Origin of the sequence: Actinoplanes sp. NPDC049681, assembly GCF_044465265.1 — a bacterium.
Taxonomy (GTDB): Bacteria; Actinomycetota; Actinomycetes; order Mycobacteriales; family Micromonosporaceae; genus Actinoplanes.
The window spans coordinates 468,136-485,841 of record NZ_JBITLP010000008.1 but is presented as its reverse complement, the minus strand read 5'-3'; the positions used below and the strand labels follow the sequence as shown (position 1 = coordinate 485,841).

The window sequence follows — 17,706 nt, the reverse complement described above, 5'->3', positions numbered from 1 at the left end:
GCCCAGCCTCTCCATCGCTCTCTCCGACCGCTCTTCGCAAGGGGGACGCATGCCCGCAGACGAGGTACTGACGATGGGACGTACCGGTGTTGATCTGTACCCACAACAGGTCGGCGTCTCGCTCCGCGAGGTCCGGACGTTCGAGAAGTTCCTCGGTGGCAGCCCGACCAACGTCGCCGTCGCCGCGGCCCGCTACGGACGCCGCAGCGCGGTGATCACGCGCACCGGTGACGATCCGTTCGGCGCCTGGATCCACGATGCCCTGCGCGGGTTCGGGGTCGACGACCGGTTCGTCAGCCCGGTGAGCGGCCCGCCCACGCCGGTGACCTTCTGCGAGATCTTCCCGCCCGACGACTTCCCCCTGTACTTCTACCGCTATCCGAAGGCGCCCGACCTTGAGATCGCCGCCGCGGATCTGGACCTCGGCTCCGTGCGTACCGCTGAGATCTTCTGGGTGACCGGGACCGGCCTGTGCCAGGAACCGTCGCGGACGGCGACGCTGACCGCCCTGCGGGAACGGGCCAAGGCCGGTATCACGGTGCTGGACCTCGATTACCGGCCGATGTTCTGGGAGTCGCGCGAGGAGGCGCGGCGCTGGGTCCAGGAGGCCCTTCCGTACGCGACGGTCGCGGTCGGCAACCTCGACGAGTGCTTCACGGCCGTCGGCGTTCGCGAACCGCGCAAGGCCGCGGCGGCGCTGCACGACCTGGGCGTCGAGCTGGCCGTGGTCAAGCAGGGCCCCGACGGGGTGCTCGCGTCCCGCGCGGGTGAGGAGGTGGAGGCGCCGCCGATACCCGTCGAGGTCGTCAACGGGCTCGGCGCCGGCGACGCCTTCGGCGGGGCGCTCTGCCACGGCCTGCTCGCGGGCTGGGAGCTGGCGGAGATCATGCGCTTCTGCAACGCCGCCGGTGCGATCGTCGCGTCGCGGATGGCCTGCGCCGACGCGATGCCGACCGAGTCCGAGGTCCGTGCCCTGCTCGCATCGGGAGGCGGCCGTGGTTGACCTGCACGACATCGTGACCGCGCGGGTCGACCGCCCGTACGCGATCGCCTCGGCCGCCAAACGCCGCCGCAAGCCACCGTCCTGGCGCGGGGAGCACGGGCGCCTGATGGTCATCGCCGCCGACCACCCGGCGCGGGGTGCGCTGCGCGCCGGCGACGACCCGCTGGCCATGGGCAACCGGGCCGACCTGCTGCGGCGCATCTGCACCGCGCTGGAACGGCCGGGCGTGAACGGGGTGCTCGGGACTCCGGACATCCTGGAGGACCTGCTGCTGCTCGGCGCGCTCGACGACAAGGTGGTCATCGGGTCGATGAACCGCGGCGGCCTCGCCGGGACCAGCTTCGAGATCGACGACCGGTTCACCGCGTACGACGCGGGCAGCATCGCCGCGTCCGGGTTCGACGGCGGCAAGATGCTGATCCGCATCGACCCGGCCGACGCCGGCACGGTGACCACGTTGGAGAGCTGCGCGCGGGCCGTGGGCGACCTCGCCGGGCGCAAGCTGATGGCGATGGTGGAGCCGTTCATCTCCCACCGGGTCGACGGGCGGGTCCGCAACGAGCTCAGCCCCGAGGCGATGATCCGGGCCATGACCGTGGCCGCCGGGCTCGGCACCACGTCGGCGTACACGTGGCTCAAGGTGCCCGTCGTCGAGGAGATGGAGCGGGTGATGGCGGCGACCACGCTGCCCGCCCTGATCCTCGGCGGCGAGGTGGCCGCGGACGCCGACGCCGCGTACGCCCGATGGGGCAAGGCCCTCACCCTGCCGACCGTGCAGGGCCTGGTGATCGGGCGCAGCCTGCTCTACCCGCCCGGCGGGGACGTGGCGGACGCGGTCGACCGGGCGGTGAGCCTGCTGTGAACCGTCTGCTGCGCCGCGGCCAGACCGCGGTCACACCGTTCGAGCTCGTCGTCACGCCGCAGAACGCGGGCTGGGGCTACAGCGGCCTGCGCGTGCTGGACTTGACGATCGGCCAGCGCGCCAGCTTCACCACCGGCGACGACGAGATGATCGTCCTGCCGCTCTCCGGCGGCTGCGACGTCACCTGCGACGACGAGCGGGTCACGCTGACCGGGCGGCGCTCGGTGTTCTCCCGCGTCACCGACTTCGCGTACCTGCCGATCGGGTCCGCCGTGACCATTCGCGCGGCCAACGGCGGCCGGTTCGCGCTGCCGTCGGCGCGGGCGACGCAGCGGCTGCCGTTCCGCTACGGGCCGGCCGAGAGCGTGCCGGTCGAGTTGCGCGGCGCCGGCCAGGCGAGCCGGCAGGTCAACAACTTCTGCACCCCCGAGTCGTTCGAGGCGGACCGGCTCATCGCCGTCGAGGTGCTCACGCCGGGCGGCAACTGGTCGTCGTACCCGCCGCACAAGCACGACGAGGCGGGCGCGGGGGAGACCGCCCTGGAGGAGATCTACTACTTCGAGGTCGCGGGTTCGCCGACGGGTGCGCCGGGGGCCGGCTTCCAGCGGGTGTACGGCCATCCGGGGTTCGACATCGACGTCTGCGCCGAGGTGCGCAGCGGGGACGTCGTGCTCATCCCGTACGGCTGGCACGGGCCGTCGATGGCCGCGCCCGGATACGACCTCTACTACCTCAACGTCATGGCCGGGGCGGGGGAGCGCAAGTGGCTCTTCTCCGACGACCCGGTGCACGCCTGGGTCCGCGGCTCGTGGGAGCACCAGCAGATGGACCCCCGGCTCCCGCTGACCTCCACCACGGAGAGGAGACGACCGTGAGGCTCACCGTCGCCCAGGCCGTCGTGCGGTTCCTGGCCAACCAGTGGACCGAGCGCGACGGCGTCGAGCAGCGCGCGATCGCGGGCACGTTCGGCATCTTCGGGCACGGCAACGTCGCCGGGGTCGGGCAGGCCCTGCTGCAGGCGCAGCGTACGGGCGAGGCCGACATGCCGTACCACCTGGCCCGCAACGAGCAGGCCATGGTGCACGCCGCGGTCGGCTACGCGAGGATGAAGAACCGCCTGTCCGCGATGGCCTGCACCGCCTCCATCGGTCCTGGCTCCACGAACATGCTCACCGGTGCCGCGCTCGCCACCGTGAACCGCATCCCGGTGCTGCTGCTGCCCAGCGACGTCTTCGCCACCCGCGTGGCCGCGCCGGTGCTGCAGGAGCTGGAGGATCCGCGCTCGTACGACGTGTCGGTCAACGACGCGTTCCGTCCACTGTCGCGCTTCTTCGACCGCGTGTGGCGCCCGGAGCAGCTACCGTCCGCGCTGCTCGCGGCGATGCGGGTGCTGTTCGACCCGGCCGAGACCGGCGCGGTCACGCTGTGCCTGCCGCAGGACGTGCAGGCCGAGGCCCACGATTTCCCGGATGCCCTGTTCGCCAGGCGCGTCTGGCACGTCGCCCGTCCCGTGCCGGAGCCCGCCGCTCTGGCTCGGGCCGCCGAGGTGATCCGCGCCGCCGAGCGTCCCCTGATCATCGCCGGCGGGGGAGCGGTGTACGCGGACGCCTCCGCCGAGCTCGACGCCTTCGCGCGTGCCACGGGCATCCCGGTCGCCGACACCCACGCCGGCAAGGGAGCACTGAGCTGGGACCATCCCAACTCGGTCGGAGGTGTCGGGTCGACGGGCACTCCGGTCGCCAACCGGCTCGCCCGCGAGGCGGATGTCGTCATCGGCGTCGGCACCCGCTACAGCGACTTCACGACCGCCTCGCGGACCGCTTTCGCCGACCCGGACGTGCGATTCGTGAACCTCAACGTCGCCGCGTTCGACGCCCACAAGGAGTCGGCGACGGCCCTCGTGGCCGATGCCCGAGAGGGGCTCGCCGCACTGACCGCGGTGCTTCGCGACAAGCGGTTCGAGCTCGGCTTCGCCGGGGACGTCGCGGCGTGGCAGGCGCGGGTGGACGAGGCGTACCACCTGGGGCACGGCCCACTGCCCGCGCAGAGCGAGGTGATCGGCGCGGTCAACGACGCCTGCGGCGAGCGCGACGTGGTGGTGCAGGCGGCCGGCAGCATGCCCGGCGACCTCCAGCTGCTCTGGCGCGCCCGCGACCCGAAGCAGTACCACGTCGAGTACGGCTACTCCTGCATGGGCTTCGAGATCGCCGGCGCGCTCGGGATCAAGATGGCCGATCCCAGCCGTGAGGTGTACGCGCTGGTCGGCGACGGTTCGTACCTGATGATGGCCCAGGAGATCGTCACCGCCGTCGCCGACGGCATCAAGCTCGTGATCGTCCTCGTGCAGAACCACGGCTTCGCCTCGATCGGCGCCCTCTCCGAGTCGCTCGGCTCGCAGCGTTTCGGTACGAGCTACCGCTACCGCGGCGCGGACGACGACTACGACGGCGGCTACCTGCCCGTCGACCTCGCGGCCAACGCCGAGAGTCTGGGTGCCGCCGTGATCCGGTGCCGCACGATCGCCGACCTGACCGAGGGCCTCAAGCAGGCCCGCGAGGCCGACCGGCTCACCGTCGTGCACATCGAGACCGACCCGCTCTCGCCCGTCCCGTCGTCGGAGTCGTGGTGGGACGTGCCCGTCTGCGAGGTCTCCGAGCTCGACAGCACCCGCGCCGCGCGCGCCACCTACGAGGCCGCCAAGCGCGGCCAGCGCCTGTACCTCTAGAAGGGACCCCCCGAGTGTCAACCATCGAACACTGGATCGGCGGGAGCCTCACCGCGGGCACCGCCACCCGCCGCGGCGCGGTGTTCAATCCCGCGACCGGCCAGCAGCAGCACGAGGTGGTGCTGGCCGAGCCGGCCGACGTCGACGCGGCGGTGGCGGCGGCGAAGAGCGCCTTCGCCTCCTGGAGCCAGGCGTCGCTCAGCGCCCGTACCAAAATCATGTTCAATTTCCGTGAGCTGGTGAACGCCCACGTCAGGGAGCTCGCCGAGATCGTCTCCGACGAGCACGGCAAGGTGCTCAGCGACGCGGCCGGGGAGGTGCAGCGCGGCCTCGAGGTCGTCGAGTTCGCCTGCGGCATCCCGCAGCTGCTCAAGGGCGACTACTCCGACCAGGCCTCCACCGGCGTGGACGTGTTCAGCTTCCGGGAGCCGCTCGGTGTCTGTGCCGGCATCACGCCGTTCAACTTCCCCGTCATGGTGCCGATGTGGATGTACCCGGTGGCGATCGCCTGCGGCAACACGTTCGTGCTCAAGCCGAGCGAGCGGGACCCGTCCGCGTCGAACTTCGTCGCCGACCTGTGGCGCCGCGCCGGCCTGCCCGAGGGCGTCTTCAACGTCGTGCACGGCGACAAGGCCGCGGTCGACGCGCTCCTCGAGCACCCGGACGTCGCCGCGGTGTCGTTCGTCGGATCGACGCCGATCGCCCGCTACATCCACCAGCAGGCGTCCGCGACCGGCAAGCGGGTGCAGGCGCTCGGCGGCGCCAAGAACCACGCCATCATCCTGCCCGACGCCGACCTCGAATACGCCGCCAACCACCTCGCCGCCGCGGCGTTCGGCTCGGCCGGCGAGCGCTGCATGGCCATCTCCGCCGCGGTCGCCGTGGGCGATGCCGGCGACGCGCTGCGCGACATCATGACCCGCAAGGCCCACGACGTCGTGGTCGGTCCCGGCCGGGACCCCAGGAGCGAGATGGGCCCGGTGGTCACCGCGGCGGCCAAGGAACGCATCGAGAGCCTCATCGGTACGGGCGAGCAGCAGGGCGCCGAGCTGCTCGTCGACGGCCGCGGGCTGAAGGTGCCGGGCTACGAGAACGGCTTCTTCGTCGGACCGACCGTCATCGACCGCGTCGAGACCGGCATGGACGTCTACACCGAGGAGATCTTCGGGCCGGTGCTGTCGGTGGTGCGCTCGGACACCGTCGACGCGGCGATCGAGCTGATCAACGCCAACCCCTACGGCAACGGTACGGCCATCTTCACGAACAGCGGTGAGGCGGCACGGCGGTTCCAGCGCGGGGTGAACGTCGGGATGATCGGCATCAACGTGCCGATCCCCGTACCGATGGCCTACTACTCCTTCGGCGGCTGGAAGGACTCGCTCTTCGGCGACAAGCACATCCACGGCCCGGAGGGCGTCTCGTTCTACACGCGCGGCAAGGTCGTCACCTCCCGGTGGCCGCACGTCGAGGCCGCGCACGGCGCCTCCATGCACTTCCCGACGGCGAGCTGAGGCAACCCATGGCATCCCCGATCCGCCGCCTGAAGCTCGGCAGCTGTCCCGACTCGTGGGGCGTCTGGTTCGCCGACGACCCGAAGCAGACGCCGTGGGACCGGTTCCTGGACGAGCTGTCCGGTGCCGGCTACCGCTGGCTGGAGCTGGGTCCGTACGGATATCTGCCGACCGACCCGGCCGAGCTGCGCGACGAGCTCGCCAAGCGCGACCTGACCTGCGCCGGCGGCACCGTCGCCGGCGTCGGCGGCCCGCACAAGGACTTCGACGCGGTGGTGGCCGAGACTCGCAAGGTCGCCGAGCTGACCCGGGCCCTCGGCGCCGAGAACCTGATCTTCGTGCCGGTGCCGGGCTACCGCGACGACGTCACCGGCGCCTACCACGAGCCCGCCGAACTGAGCCCGGAGCGGTGGCGGGCGCTGGTGGGCAACAGCAACACCCTCGGCCGGATCCTCGCCGAGGAGTACGGCCTGAAGATGCAGTTCCACCCGCACGCCGACTACCACGTCGAGACGCAGGAGCAGACCGAGCGCTTCCTGGCCGACACCGACCCGCGCTACGTCTCGCTCTGCCTCGACACCGGCCACCTGGCCTACCGGCGGGCCGACGTGCCGGCGATCATCCGCACATTCCCGGAGCGGATCGGCTACGTCCACATCAAGCAGATGGACCCGGCCGTGGCGGCCCGTGCCGTGGCCCAGGACCTGCCGTTCGGCCAGGCCGTCGCGCAGGGCGCCAGCGTCGAGCCGCCGGCCGGGGAGCCGGACGTCCCGGCGGTGGTCGAGGCGCTGCACGAGCTGGACGCCGACCTCTTCGTCGTCGTCGAGCAGGACATGTACCCGGTCGACTTCGACGTGCCGCTGCCCATCGCGACCCGTACCCGTACCTATCTCCACTCCGTTCTCGACACCCCGGAAAGGGGAGCCTCATGACGACCCGTCGATCCCGTGGCGTACGGCTTGCCGCGCTCGCTGCGGTGGTGGCCCTGGGGGTCACCGCCTGCAGCGGCGGCGGCCGCGAGAAGACCGACGACACCACGAGCGGCGGCGGTAACGCGGCCGGCAGCTCCGGCTACACGATCGCCTTCATCACCCACGAGACGCCCGGCGACACCTTCTGGGACAAGATCAAGGCGGGTGCCCAGCAGGCCGCCAAGGATGAGGGTGTCACGCTCAAGTACTCCAACGACCCGGACGCCTCCAAGCAGGCCGTGCTGATACAGAACGCGGTCGACTCGAAGGTCAGCGGCATAGCCACCACCCTCGTCACCCCCAACGCCCTGGCCGGTGCGGTGAAGTCGGCGACCGACGCGAAGATCCCCGTGGTGGGCCTCAACTCCGGGATCGACCAGTACAAGCAGCTCGGGGCCCTGATGTACTTCGGCTCCGACGAGACGCTCGCCGGGCAGACGGCGGGTCAGCGCATCGCCCAGGCCGGCGGCAAGCACCCGCTCTGCGTCATCCAGCAGGCCGGGTCGGTCGCACTCGAGGCCCGCTGCGCGGGCGTCAAGAGCGCCGTTGCGGGCACCGAGAACATCCAGGTCAACGGCGCCGACGACGCCGCGGTCACCTCGACCCTGCAGGCGAAGCTGTCGCAGGACAAGTCCATCGACTACATCGTCACGCTGGGTGCCCCGCAGGCGATCGACTCGATCAAGGCCATCGACGCTTCCGGCAGCAAGGCCAAGCTCGCCACCTTCGACCTCAACCAGGAGGCCGCCCAGGACATCCAGGACGGCAAGATCGAGTTCTCCATCGACCAGCAGCCGTACGTCCAGGGCTACATGGCCGTCACCTCGCTCTACCTGTATCTGAAGAACGGCAACGACATCGGCGGCGGCAAGGCCGTGCTCACCGGCCCGTCCTTCGTGGACAAGGACAACATCGCCACGATCCTGCCCTTCACCAAGAACAACACACGCTGACCCGGCTTGGCGGGAGGCCGCCGTCCGCTCCTCGGCGGCGGCTCCCGCACTGCATCGATCGGAGTTGTCATGAGCCATAGCGTGCAGGCCGCACCACCCCGTAAGGCACCGTCCGAAGCCTCCAACCGGGTGACCCTCGGCCTGTCCAACCGCGTCCTGGCCCGCCCCGAGGTGGGCGCGCTCTTCGCCGCCATCCTGATCTTCATCTTCTTCCTCGCCGCGGCCCCGGCCTTCCGGTCCGCCGAGTCGTTCTTCACCGTCCTCTACCAGTCGTCCACGATCGGTATCGTCGCGGTCGGTGTCGGCATGCTGATGATCGGCGGCGAGTTCGACCTGTCCGCGGGCGTCATCACCACCACTGCGGGCCTGGTCAACTCCATGTTCTGCTGGTACTTCGGGGTCAACCTGTGGATCGGCGCGCTCCTGTCGCTCGCGTTCTGCCTCTTCGTCGGCTTCGTCAACGGCTATCTGGTGATGAAGACCGGGATCCCCAGCTTCCTGATCACGCTCGGTACCTTCTTCGTCCTGCAAGGCGCCAATCTCGGCGTGACCAAACTGGTCACCGGCTCCGTGTCCAGCACCGACATCAGCCAGATCGACGGGTTCGGCTCGCTCGGCAAGATCTTCTCCTCCAGCTTCAAGATCGGGCCTGTCACCGTGTGGATCACGGTGATCTGGTGGATCCTCTTCGTCGCGCTGGCCGCGTGGATCCTGCAGCGGACCCGGATCGGCAACTGGTTCTTCGCCGTCGGCGGGGCCGTCGACAGCGCCCGGGCAGTCGGTGTGCCGGTGGTCAAGACCAAGATCGGCCTGTTCATGACCGTGTCGTTCCTGGGCTGGTTCGTCGGCATGCACACGCTGTACCGCTTCAACACGCTGCAGGCCGGCAACGGCGTCGGCAACGAGTTCCTCTACATTATCGCCGCGGTGGTCGGCGGCACGCTGCTCACCGGCGGCTTCGGCAACGCGATCGGCGTCGCGATCGGCGCCTTCATCTTCGGCATGACCAGCCTCGGCATCGTCTACGCCGGCTGGGACCCCAACTGGTTCAGGGCCTTCCTCGGCGTCATGCTCCTGCTCGCCGTGCTGGTCAACCTCTACATCAAGCGGATGTCGACCACCCGGAAGGTGGGCTGACCCATGACCGACACCCTCGCGCACCACGCCGACAGCGGCCTGCAGAAGGGCGAACCGCTCATCGAGATGAGCGACGTCGGCAAGTCGTACGGGGCCATCCGGGCCCTGCGCGGCATCGGCCTGCGGGTCAACGCCGGCGAGGTCACCTGCGTGCTCGGCGACAACGGCGCCGGCAAGTCCACCCTTATCAAGATCATGTCCGGGTTGCACCCGCACAACGAGGGCACGCTGCGGGTCGACGGCAAGGAGCTGACCTTCTCGTCCCCCCGCGAGGCCCTGGACCACGGCATCGCGACCGTGTACCAGGACCTCGCGGTGGTGCCGCTCATGGAGGTCTGGCGCAACTTCTTCCTCGGCTCCGAGGTCACCGCCGGCCGGTTCCCGCTGGCCGGGCTGAAGATCAAGGAGATGAAGCGGATCGCCGACGAGGAACTGCGCAAGATGGGCATCGTCGTCAAGGACATCAACCAGCCCATCGGGACCCTCTCCGGCGGCCAGCGGCAGTGCGTCGCGATCGCCCGCGCCGTCTACTTCGGCGCCCGCGTCCTGATCCTCGACGAGCCGACCGCCGCGCTGGGCGTCAAGCAGTCCGGTGTCGTGCTCAAGTACGTCGCCGCGGCCCGCGACGCCGGCCTCGGCGTCGTCTTCATCACCCACAACCCGCACCACGCGTACCTGGTCGGCGACCACTTCGTGATCCTCAAGCTGGGCGCCACCGTGCTCGACAAGACCCGCAAGGAGGTCACGCTCGACGAGCTGACCGCCCAGATGGCCGGCGGCGACGAACTCGCCGAGCTCTCCCACGAACTGGGGCGATGATGCTGAAGGTCGGGGTCGTCGGCACGGGAATGATCGGTCAGGACCACATCCGGCGGATGACCACGGTGCTCGCGGGGGTCGAGGTCGCCGCCGTCACCGACGTGGACATGGAGACCGCCAAGAAGGTCGCGGAGGGTCTGCCCGGCGCGACGGTGCACGGCAGCGGCGAGGACCTCATCGCCGACCCGGAGGTCGAGGCGGTCGTCGTCTGCTCCTGGGGGCCGACGCACGAGCAGTACGTGCTCGCCGCCATCGCCGCCGGCAAGCAGGTCTTCTGCGAGAAGCCGCTCGCCACCACCGAGCAGGCCTGCCGGCGCATCGTCGAGGCCGAGTCCGCCGCCGGCAAGCGGCTGGTCCAGGTCGGCTACATGCGACGGTACGACGAGGCGTACCGCGCGCTGAAGGCGGTGGTCGACAGCGGCCGGATCGGTACGCCGCTGATGATGCACTGCGCCCACCGCAACGCGTCGGTGCCCCCGCACTACGCCGCGGACATGGCGATCACCGACACCGCGGTGCACGAGATCGACATGGTGCGCTGGATGTTCGGCGAGGAGATCGCGGCGGTGCGGGTGCTCGTACCCCGCAAGAGCCGCAACGGCGGCGACCTGCAGGACCCGCTGTTCCTCATCCTCGAGATGGCGGGCGGTGCGCTCGTCGACGTCGAGATCTCGGTGAACATCCGCTACGGCTACGACATCCGCGGCGAGGTGGTCGGCGAGGACGGCACGGCGGCCCTCGGCGAACCGAGCCCGGTCGCGGTCCGCGCGGCCCACCAGCTCACCGCGCCGGTGCCGGCGGACTGGCGCGAACGGTTCCTCCGCGCGTACGACGTCGAGCTGCAGGAGTGGATCGACTCCATCGCTGGGGGCGGCGCACCGGTCGGGCCCAGCGCCTGGGACGGCTACGCGGCCGCGGTCGTGTCCGACGCCGGCGTGGCGGCCCTGCGCGGCGGTACCCGCGTCGAGGTCTCGCTCATGCCCCGCCCCGCCCTCTACGAGGTGTCCCGATGAGGATCGCGCTCGACCCGTACATGCTGCGCAAGGTGCCGCTGCTGGAGCTGCCCCGCCGGGTCGCGGAGCTCGGCTACCACCATATCGAGCTGTCACCCCGCGACGACTTCCTGCCGTTCTTCCTGCACCCGCGGGTGGACGACGCCACGGTCGCGGCATTCAAGCGCGCGCTGGCCGAGGCCGAGGTCTCAGTGACATCGGTGCTGCCGCTCTACAAGTGGTCCGGGCCGGACGAGGACGAACGGCAGGCGGCGGTCCGCTACTGGAAACGAGCCATCCAGATCACCGTCGACCTCGGGGTAAACGTGATGAACTCCGAGTTCAACGGCCGCCCGGAGGCGGCGCCGGCCAGCGAGGCCCAGTTCTGGCGCTCCCTCGAGGAACTCCTGCCCGTCCTCGAACGCGAAGGCGTCCGCCTGGTCCTCGAACCGCACCCGGACGACTTCGTCGAGGACGGCATCGAGGGCGTGAACCTGGTCCGCGGCATCAACTCGGACCTGGTGTCGTTCCTCTACTGCGCCCCGCACACCTTCCACCAGGGCGGCGACCTGGCGGCGGTGATGCGCCACGCGGGGCCGCTGCTGACCCAGGTGCACATCGCGGACTCGTTCGACCATCGCGGCTCGTCCGGGCTGCGCTACATCGTGAACCCGCCGGGCTCCACGGCGCGGATCCACCAGCACCTGGACATCGGGCAGGGGGAGGTGGACTGGGATCTGTTCTTCCGTACGCTGCACGAGGTGCGGTTCGACGGGATCGCCACGGTGTGCGTGTTCGCGTGGGAGGAGCGCGCCGAGGACAGCTGCCGCCACAACCTCGCGCAGATCAACCAGTACGTGGACAAGTACCTTCGCTGACCGTTCAGCCGGCCAGGGGCGGCGGCGAGCAGGACCGTCTCATGAGACCTGCTCACCGCCGCCGGTCATCATCCCAGCAGCTCCGGCCGCCGCCACTGCTCGCCGCGTACGTGGTGTGCCAGGAACGCGAGCACCGTGGCGTACCAGATCTTGGCGTTACCGGGCTTGAGGATCCAGTGGTTCTCGTCCGGGAAATACAGGAACTTGTGGCGGCTCGACCCGTCGTCCTCCTTGGACCGCGACAGCAGGTCCCACCACAGCCGCAGCGCCTCACCGATCGGCACCCGGTAATCCTTGTCGCCGTGGATCACCAGCATCGGCGTCGTGACCGCATCGGCGAACCGGTGCGGCGAGTGCGCCTCCAGCCGCTCCCGCGTCATCTCGCGCGCCCAGTAGTACGGTGCATCGGTGGTGGTCATCATCTGATCGAGCGCCCACAGCGACGCGTGCGTGACGATGGCGGCGAACCGATCGGTGTGCCCGGCGATCCAGTTCGCCATGTAACCACCGAACGAACCACCCATCGCTGCCGTACGTGCCGCATCGATGTCGGCCCGTTCCTCGGCGGCGTCGGTGATCGCCATCAGGTCGGTGTAGGGCGCGTCGCCCCAGGTGCCCCAGCCGCGCTTGATGAACTCGTAGCCGTAGCCGGTGGACAGCGCGGGATCCGGCATCAGCACCGCGTAGCCGTGCGCCACCGCGATCCACGGATTCCAGCGCCACGACCAGGCGTTCCACGAGTGAACCGGTCCTCCGTGAATCCACAGCAGCAGAGGCGCGGGCGCATCCACGGTGGCATCCCGCGGCAACGCCAGCCAGGCCCGCAACGGAGTCCCGTCGACGGCCGTCGCGGTCACCTCCTCCACCCGCCCGGGTACGTCGAGGGCGGCAGCCGGCCCCCGCAGCGGCTCCGGCCCCGCGGACCCGTCCAGCGGCACCCGTACGGGCGCCGGCGGACTGTCGACGGCATTGCGCAACGCGTACACCCACCGGCCGTCCGGCGAAACCCGGATGTCGGTGTACGCGCCGTCGTCCGTCGTGAGCCGGGTGACCTCCCCTGTCGCTGCGTCGACCCGCCACAGCGGCGAGCGTCCGTTGTCGTCGGCCGCCACGACGAGCGCCGCACCGTCCGGCGTCCACCGAACGCCGTTCGGCCAGCGATCCCAGTCGCCGGCCAGGGCCCGCACCGGGCCGCCGGCGAGCGGCACGACGGCCAGCCACGCGTCACCGGGACCCTCCGGAGTGGACCGCTGTCGCACGATGAGCGCCACGCTCGCACCGTCCGGCGAGATCTGCGGCGACATGTAGTCGTGATCGGCGTCGTCCGCGAGAGCACGCCGCTCGCCGGTCGCCACATCGACAGCAGTTACCGTGACCCGCTGCGACCCGCCACGCTCGGCAACCGTCCAGCCGGCGACCACGGTACGACCGTCCGGCGCGATGTCCCAGACGGCATCGTCGTCCAGCGCCCGGCCGACGTGTCCGGTGACGTCCCGGAGCTCGAGCTCGGCATCCCCGAGGGCAACGGCGTCGGTGAGCTCGGCGGACAGCAGGCGGGGCCGTTCCGGTCCCAGGTCGTGATCCCAGAACCGGACGGGATACTCCTCGTGCAGGATCGCCGAAACGCCGGCTTCCTTCCGCCTCTTACGGACGTCCTCGTCGGTGTGCCGGTCGGTCGCCGACGGCAACAGCGCCGAACCGGTCACTACCCTCCCGCTCCGGCTGACCAGGACACTGTGGACGCCGCCGGGCAGCTTCGCAATCACCCGGGCGTCGCCGCTACCGGCCGGCTGCAGCCACAGCGCGGCCCGGGCATCCTTGGACTCGTCCCCGTCCGGGGCCGGCCGCGCCGAGGTGAACAGAAGGTCGCCGGCGGGCGTGAAGGCGGCGGCTGACTCACCCTTGCCGCTGCGGGTGAGGCGTCGTGCCGGCCGTTCTCCGTCGGGGTCGATCTCCCAGAGGGCGGTGCTGTAGCGGGTGTTCTCGCGATCCGGTGTCGCTACGCCGACGACGAGCCTGCGGCCGTCCGGGGAGAGCCAGAGGCCACCGAGTCGGGGGAGGCTGACGTAGGTGTCGAGGTCGAAGAATGGGTCGGGGGTCTGCTCGTCCGAGCCGGTATCGACGGTCACCGAGCCTTTCTACCATTGGATCCGTCAGCGGGGGCGCCCCTCGGTCGTGGCCGACGGGATGGTCCGGGACGGCTTGTGGGTGGTTGCCGCACGGCCACCACGCCCTTGCCGGGTCGCGGGCCGGGACCGCGCCGCATCGCTTCATGACTGCACGGGGTGGTTACCCGGCCTTGTGGCCGGCTCGGCACGGTGGCGTTGCTCTGCGGCCTGCCGCACGGTTGCCGCTGCTGCATAGGCGCTGCACGGCTTCCCGGAGCCGGACAGGTCCGGGTGCCGACGAGGGTGCCCCGCCGTGCGGCGTCGTTGCTGCACGGCTTGTCGTTGCCGCATGGCTTTAACGCGCTGCGGTGGGGGCGCGGCCTCAGCTTCATGCCGCGGGCTCCGGTGGGGTCAGTCGTCACCTCCGAGGCCCGCGCTGCGCGCCGCGGTGAGGAGGTTTTCCGCTGCCAGGCGCAGGCCTTCGATCTGGTCGAACGCCTGGTCCTCGTGTTCGATGTTCACCGCGATGTCCGGGTCGACGGCGTGTAGGGCCTGGAGGAACGGCACCCAGAAGTCCTCGACGCCGTGGCCGCGGCCCACTGCTACGAATTCCCAGGACGGGTTGGCCGGCCATTGGTTGAGGGTGTTCCTGCCGCCGAGGTTGACCGGGTTCCGATCCGGTGGCGTACGCGTGAAGCGGTCGTCCAGCACGCCGTAGAGCCTCGCGTGGGCGGGGTTGATGCGGGTGTCCTTGGCGGCCGCGTGGAAGACGAGGTCGCCGAGGAATTCGACGCAGGCTACCGGGTCCATGCCTTGCCAGAAGAGGTGACTGGGGTCCATCTCGGCGCCGACGTGGGTGGCGTCGGTCTGCTCGACGAGGCGTTGGAGGGTCGGGGGGTTGAAGACGAGGTTGTGGGGATGCATCTCGATGCAGACCTTGATGTCGGCGGCGGCCGCGCGGGCGTTGATGTCTTTCCAGAACGGGACGGCGACGTCGTTCCACTGGTAGTCGAGGACGTCGAGGTATTGGCTGTCCCAGGGGTTGACCACCCAGTTGGCCGTGATGTCGCCGGGGTGGCCGTGCGGCAGGCCGGACATCGTCACGACGCGCCGGACGCCGAGAGCGGCGGCCACGTCGATGGCGCGGCGCAGGTCGGCGGCGTGGCGGGGGCCTACCTGGGGGTCCGGGTTGAGCGGGTTGCCGTTGACGTTGAGACCGGTCAGCGTGATGCCCGACTGGGCGAACCGGCCGAGGTAGTCCTCGCGGGCGCCGGCGCTGGCGAGCAGGTCGTCGATCGGCAGGTGGGGTGCGGGGACGAAACCGCCGGCGTTGATCTCGGCGCCGGTGAGCCCCAGCTCGCCGAGGATCTTGAGGGTTTCGTCGAGGGAGCGGTCGTGGAGGCAGGCGGTGTACGCGCCGAGCTTCATGAGCGGACCTTCCGGGAGGGGCCGGGGCGGGGCGTGGCCGGCGGGGGACCGGTCACAGCTGGACGGGCTTGTCGGTGGCCGAGACCACGGCGTCGAGGACGCGCAGGTTGTGCAGGCCGTGTGCCAGATCGGGGCACGGCGGCAGCTTGTCCTCGCCGGCGATCTGGCCCAGGAACGCGCGGGCCTGATAGACGAAGAAGTCGTTCTGCCCGTGGCCGACCGTGGGGAAGTCCATGGGCAGGCCGCGGGCGACGTACGGATGCCACGGGCCGATGAACACCTGCCGGGCGCCGTTGACGGCCTCGCCGGGTGTGCCGTCGATGATGCTGAACTCGGCGGGACGCGTCATGTCGAACGAAGCGGTGCCGTTCTCGCAGAAGAGGTCGAGCCGCAGGGTGTTCGCATGCCCGTACGCCACCCGCGACAGCGAGAACGTGCCGAGCGTCCCGCCGTCGTAGGCGGCGGTGAACGTACATATGTCCTCGTTGCCGACCGGGACCCGCTCGTCGCTGAGCTGGACCCCGCCGGCGTGCCCCACCGCGACGCCGAGGGGTTTGGGCCGGGAGGTGATGAGCGTGGTCATGGACGTGCCCTGCACGCCGGTGGTCGGGCCGCAGAAGAACTCGGCGAGGTCGACGAGGTGGCTGCCGATGTCGGCGAGCACGCCGGAGCCGGGGCCGCCCTGGTAGCGCCAGCTCATCGGGCGATGGGGGTCGAAGCCGTAGTCGGTCCAGTAGTTGCCGACGATGTGCCGCACGCGGCCGAGGCGGCCGCTGATGATCTCCTCGCGGATGGCGTTGATAGCGGGGGAACGGCGGAACGTGAACCCCACGGCGCCGACCCGGTCCGTGGCCGCGGCGGCGTCCACCATGGCCTGGGCGTCGGCGATGCTGGGTGCGAGCGGCTTCTCGCAGAGCACGTGCTTGCCGGCGGCGAGGGCCGCCTCGGTGATCTCGCGGTGGAGCTCGTTGGCGACGGCGACGCTGACCGCCTGGATGTCGGGGGCGTCGACGACGGCTCGCCAGTCGGTCTCGGCGCGCTCGAAGCCGTAGCGCCGGGCGGCGTCGACGGCGAACGGCTGGTGGACGTCGGCGATGGCGACCAGGCGCACGGCAGGCAGGGTGCTGTCGAAGATGGTGGAGGCGTTGCGGTAGGCGTTGGCGTGGGCGCGGCCGACCATGCCGGCCCCGATCACCGCCACGCCGATGGACGGGTGGGTCATGCGAGGACCTCCGGGAAGGGGTGCCCGGTGCGCTTTTAAAGCGCTTTAATTGCCAGTACTATCCAAGTCGATCTCGATGTCTGTCAAGGGGTGCTGTCAGTGGATCAACGACCACGGCTGGAGGACGTCGCCGCCAGGGTCGGCGTCTCCACGGCATCGGTGTCGCTGGTGCTGCGGGGGGCGCCCGGTCCGAGCGCGGAGACCCGTCGCCGGGTTCTCGAGGCGGCCGCTGAGCTGGGCTATCGGGCCGATCGCACGGCGAGCATGCTGGCCCGCCGCCGGCGTCATCTGCTCGGTGTGATGCTCGACATACGCAACCCCTTCCACGCCGAGCTGGTGGAGGAGATCCAGGCCGAGGCCGACCGGGTGGGATACGAGGTCGTGCTCTCGACGCTGACCCGTCATCGCGGCGAGGAGAAGGCGGTGGAGACGCTGCTCGACTTCCGGTGCGAGGCGGTCCTGTTGCTGGGACCGGATTTCCCGGACAAGCGGCTGGGTGCGCTGGCCGGTCAGGTTCCGGTCGTCACCATCGGCCGCCGGGTGGCGGACCCCGACGTCGACGTGGTGCGTTCGGCGGACCACCTCGGTGTCGCGGAGGCCCTCACCCATCTGATCGAACTGGGACACCGGCGCATCGCGTTCGTCGACGGCGGTCGCGGTGCGGTGGCGGCCGCCCGCCGCCGCGGATACCGCGACGCCATGCGCCGGGCCGGGCTCCAGGACGAGATCAGGATCATTCCCGGCGACCACACGGAGGAGGGCGGCATCCGGGCCGGGCGGCTGCTCGCGGCCGCCGCCGACCGCCCGACGGCGGTCGTGGCGAGCAACGACCGCCTCGCCGTCGGTCTCATGGATGCGTTCGTCCGCGCCGGTGTGGACGTTCCCGGCCGGCTGTCGATAGTCGGGTACGACGACAGCACCCTGGCCCGCCTCGCCCACATCGACCTGACGACGATCAACCAGGACGCACCCGCGCAGGCGAAGTTCGCGGTGAGCGCCGCGGTCCAGCGCCTCGACGAGGAGAGGAAGGAGCGGGTGGAGATGGTGCTCACGCCCCACCTGGTGATCAGGGGCAGCACGGCACCGCCGCCCTGACC

15 protein-coding genes are annotated in these 17,706 nt (G+C 70.5%); 12 read left to right on the top strand and 3 right to left on the bottom strand.

Going from position 1 to position 17,706, the window contains the following annotated elements; all coding sequences use genetic code 11:
- Positions 1-49 precede the first annotated feature (49 nt).
- The 11 genes from iolC (at position 50) to ACIBO8_RS29770 (ending at position 11,851) form a co-directional block, all read left to right on the top strand.
- A complete protein-coding gene (gene iolC / locus ACIBO8_RS29820) occupies positions 50-1,003 on the top strand; it encodes a 5-dehydro-2-deoxygluconokinase (protein ID WP_396118668.1) in 954 nt (317 codons plus the stop codon).
- Positions 996-1,865: an aldolase gene (locus ACIBO8_RS29815; RefSeq protein WP_396118667.1), complete on the top strand. Its 870-nt coding sequence runs from the start codon at positions 996-998 to the stop codon at positions 1,863-1,865. Before iolC ends, ACIBO8_RS29815 begins: the two co-directional genes overlap by 8 nt.
- Positions 1,862-2,740, top strand: a complete 879-nt coding sequence (gene iolB, locus ACIBO8_RS29810; protein WP_396118666.1) for a 5-deoxy-glucuronate isomerase — start codon at positions 1,862-1,864, stop codon at positions 2,738-2,740. The genes ACIBO8_RS29815 and iolB overlap by 4 nt, the downstream gene beginning before the upstream one ends.
- Complete coding sequence (gene iolD, locus ACIBO8_RS29805; RefSeq protein WP_396118665.1) at positions 2,737-4,590, top strand: 3D-(3,5/4)-trihydroxycyclohexane-1,2-dione acylhydrolase (decyclizing); 1,854 nt, start codon at positions 2,737-2,739, stop codon at positions 4,588-4,590. Before iolB ends, iolD begins: the two co-directional genes overlap by 4 nt.
- A 14-nt stretch (positions 4,591-4,604) precedes the next feature.
- Positions 4,605-6,101: a CoA-acylating methylmalonate-semialdehyde dehydrogenase gene (locus tag ACIBO8_RS29800; protein ID WP_396118664.1), complete on the top strand. Its 1,497-nt coding sequence runs from the start codon at positions 4,605-4,607 to the stop codon at positions 6,099-6,101.
- A gap of 8 nt (positions 6,102-6,109) precedes the next feature.
- A complete protein-coding gene (locus tag ACIBO8_RS29795) occupies positions 6,110-7,033 on the top strand; it encodes a TIM barrel protein (protein ID WP_396118663.1) in 924 nt (307 codons plus the stop codon).
- On the top strand, positions 7,030-8,025 hold the full coding sequence (locus tag ACIBO8_RS29790) for a sugar ABC transporter substrate-binding protein (RefSeq protein ID WP_396118662.1): 996 nt from the start codon (positions 7,030-7,032) through the stop codon (positions 8,023-8,025). Before ACIBO8_RS29795 ends, ACIBO8_RS29790 begins: the two co-directional genes overlap by 4 nt.
- A gap of 69 nt (positions 8,026-8,094) precedes the next feature.
- Positions 8,095-9,162, top strand: coding sequence for an ABC transporter permease (locus tag ACIBO8_RS29785; protein ID WP_396118661.1), 1,068 nt, complete (start codon positions 8,095-8,097; stop codon positions 9,160-9,162).
- A gap of 3 nt (positions 9,163-9,165) precedes the next feature.
- Positions 9,166-9,981 (top strand): ATP-binding cassette domain-containing protein, encoded by an 816-nt coding sequence (locus tag ACIBO8_RS29780; protein WP_396118660.1) that lies wholly within the window; start codon positions 9,166-9,168, stop codon positions 9,979-9,981.
- Positions 9,978-10,994, top strand: coding sequence for a Gfo/Idh/MocA family oxidoreductase (locus tag ACIBO8_RS29775; protein ID WP_396118659.1), 1,017 nt, complete (start codon positions 9,978-9,980; stop codon positions 10,992-10,994). Before ACIBO8_RS29780 ends, ACIBO8_RS29775 begins: the two co-directional genes overlap by 4 nt.
- Complete coding sequence (locus ACIBO8_RS29770; RefSeq protein ID WP_396118658.1) at positions 10,991-11,851, top strand: sugar phosphate isomerase/epimerase family protein; 861 nt, start codon at positions 10,991-10,993, stop codon at positions 11,849-11,851. The genes ACIBO8_RS29775 and ACIBO8_RS29770 overlap by 4 nt, the downstream gene beginning before the upstream one ends.
- A gap of 68 nt (positions 11,852-11,919) precedes the next feature.
- Here the strand turns inward: ACIBO8_RS29770 and ACIBO8_RS29765 are convergent, their stop codons facing one another.
- From ACIBO8_RS29765 to ACIBO8_RS29755, 3 genes are all read right to left on the bottom strand, one after another.
- Complete coding sequence (locus ACIBO8_RS29765) at positions 11,920-13,980, bottom strand: prolyl oligopeptidase family serine peptidase (RefSeq protein WP_396118657.1); 2,061 nt, start codon at positions 13,978-13,980, stop codon at positions 11,920-11,922.
- A gap of 390 nt (positions 13,981-14,370) precedes the next feature.
- On the bottom strand, positions 14,371-15,387 hold the full coding sequence (locus ACIBO8_RS29760) for a sugar phosphate isomerase/epimerase family protein (protein WP_396118656.1): 1,017 nt from the start codon (positions 15,385-15,387) through the stop codon (positions 14,371-14,373).
- A gap of 52 nt (positions 15,388-15,439) precedes the next feature.
- Positions 15,440-16,609 (bottom strand): Gfo/Idh/MocA family protein, encoded by a 1,170-nt coding sequence (locus ACIBO8_RS29755; RefSeq protein ID WP_396118655.1) that lies wholly within the window; start codon positions 16,607-16,609, stop codon positions 15,440-15,442.
- A 99-nt stretch (positions 16,610-16,708) separates the two neighbouring features.
- On the opposite strand from ACIBO8_RS29755, the gene ACIBO8_RS29750 reads away from it, so the two are divergent.
- Positions 16,709-17,704, top strand: a complete 996-nt coding sequence (locus ACIBO8_RS29750; RefSeq protein ID WP_396118654.1) for a LacI family DNA-binding transcriptional regulator — start codon at positions 16,709-16,711, stop codon at positions 17,702-17,704.
- Positions 17,705-17,706: the final 2 nt, after the last annotated feature.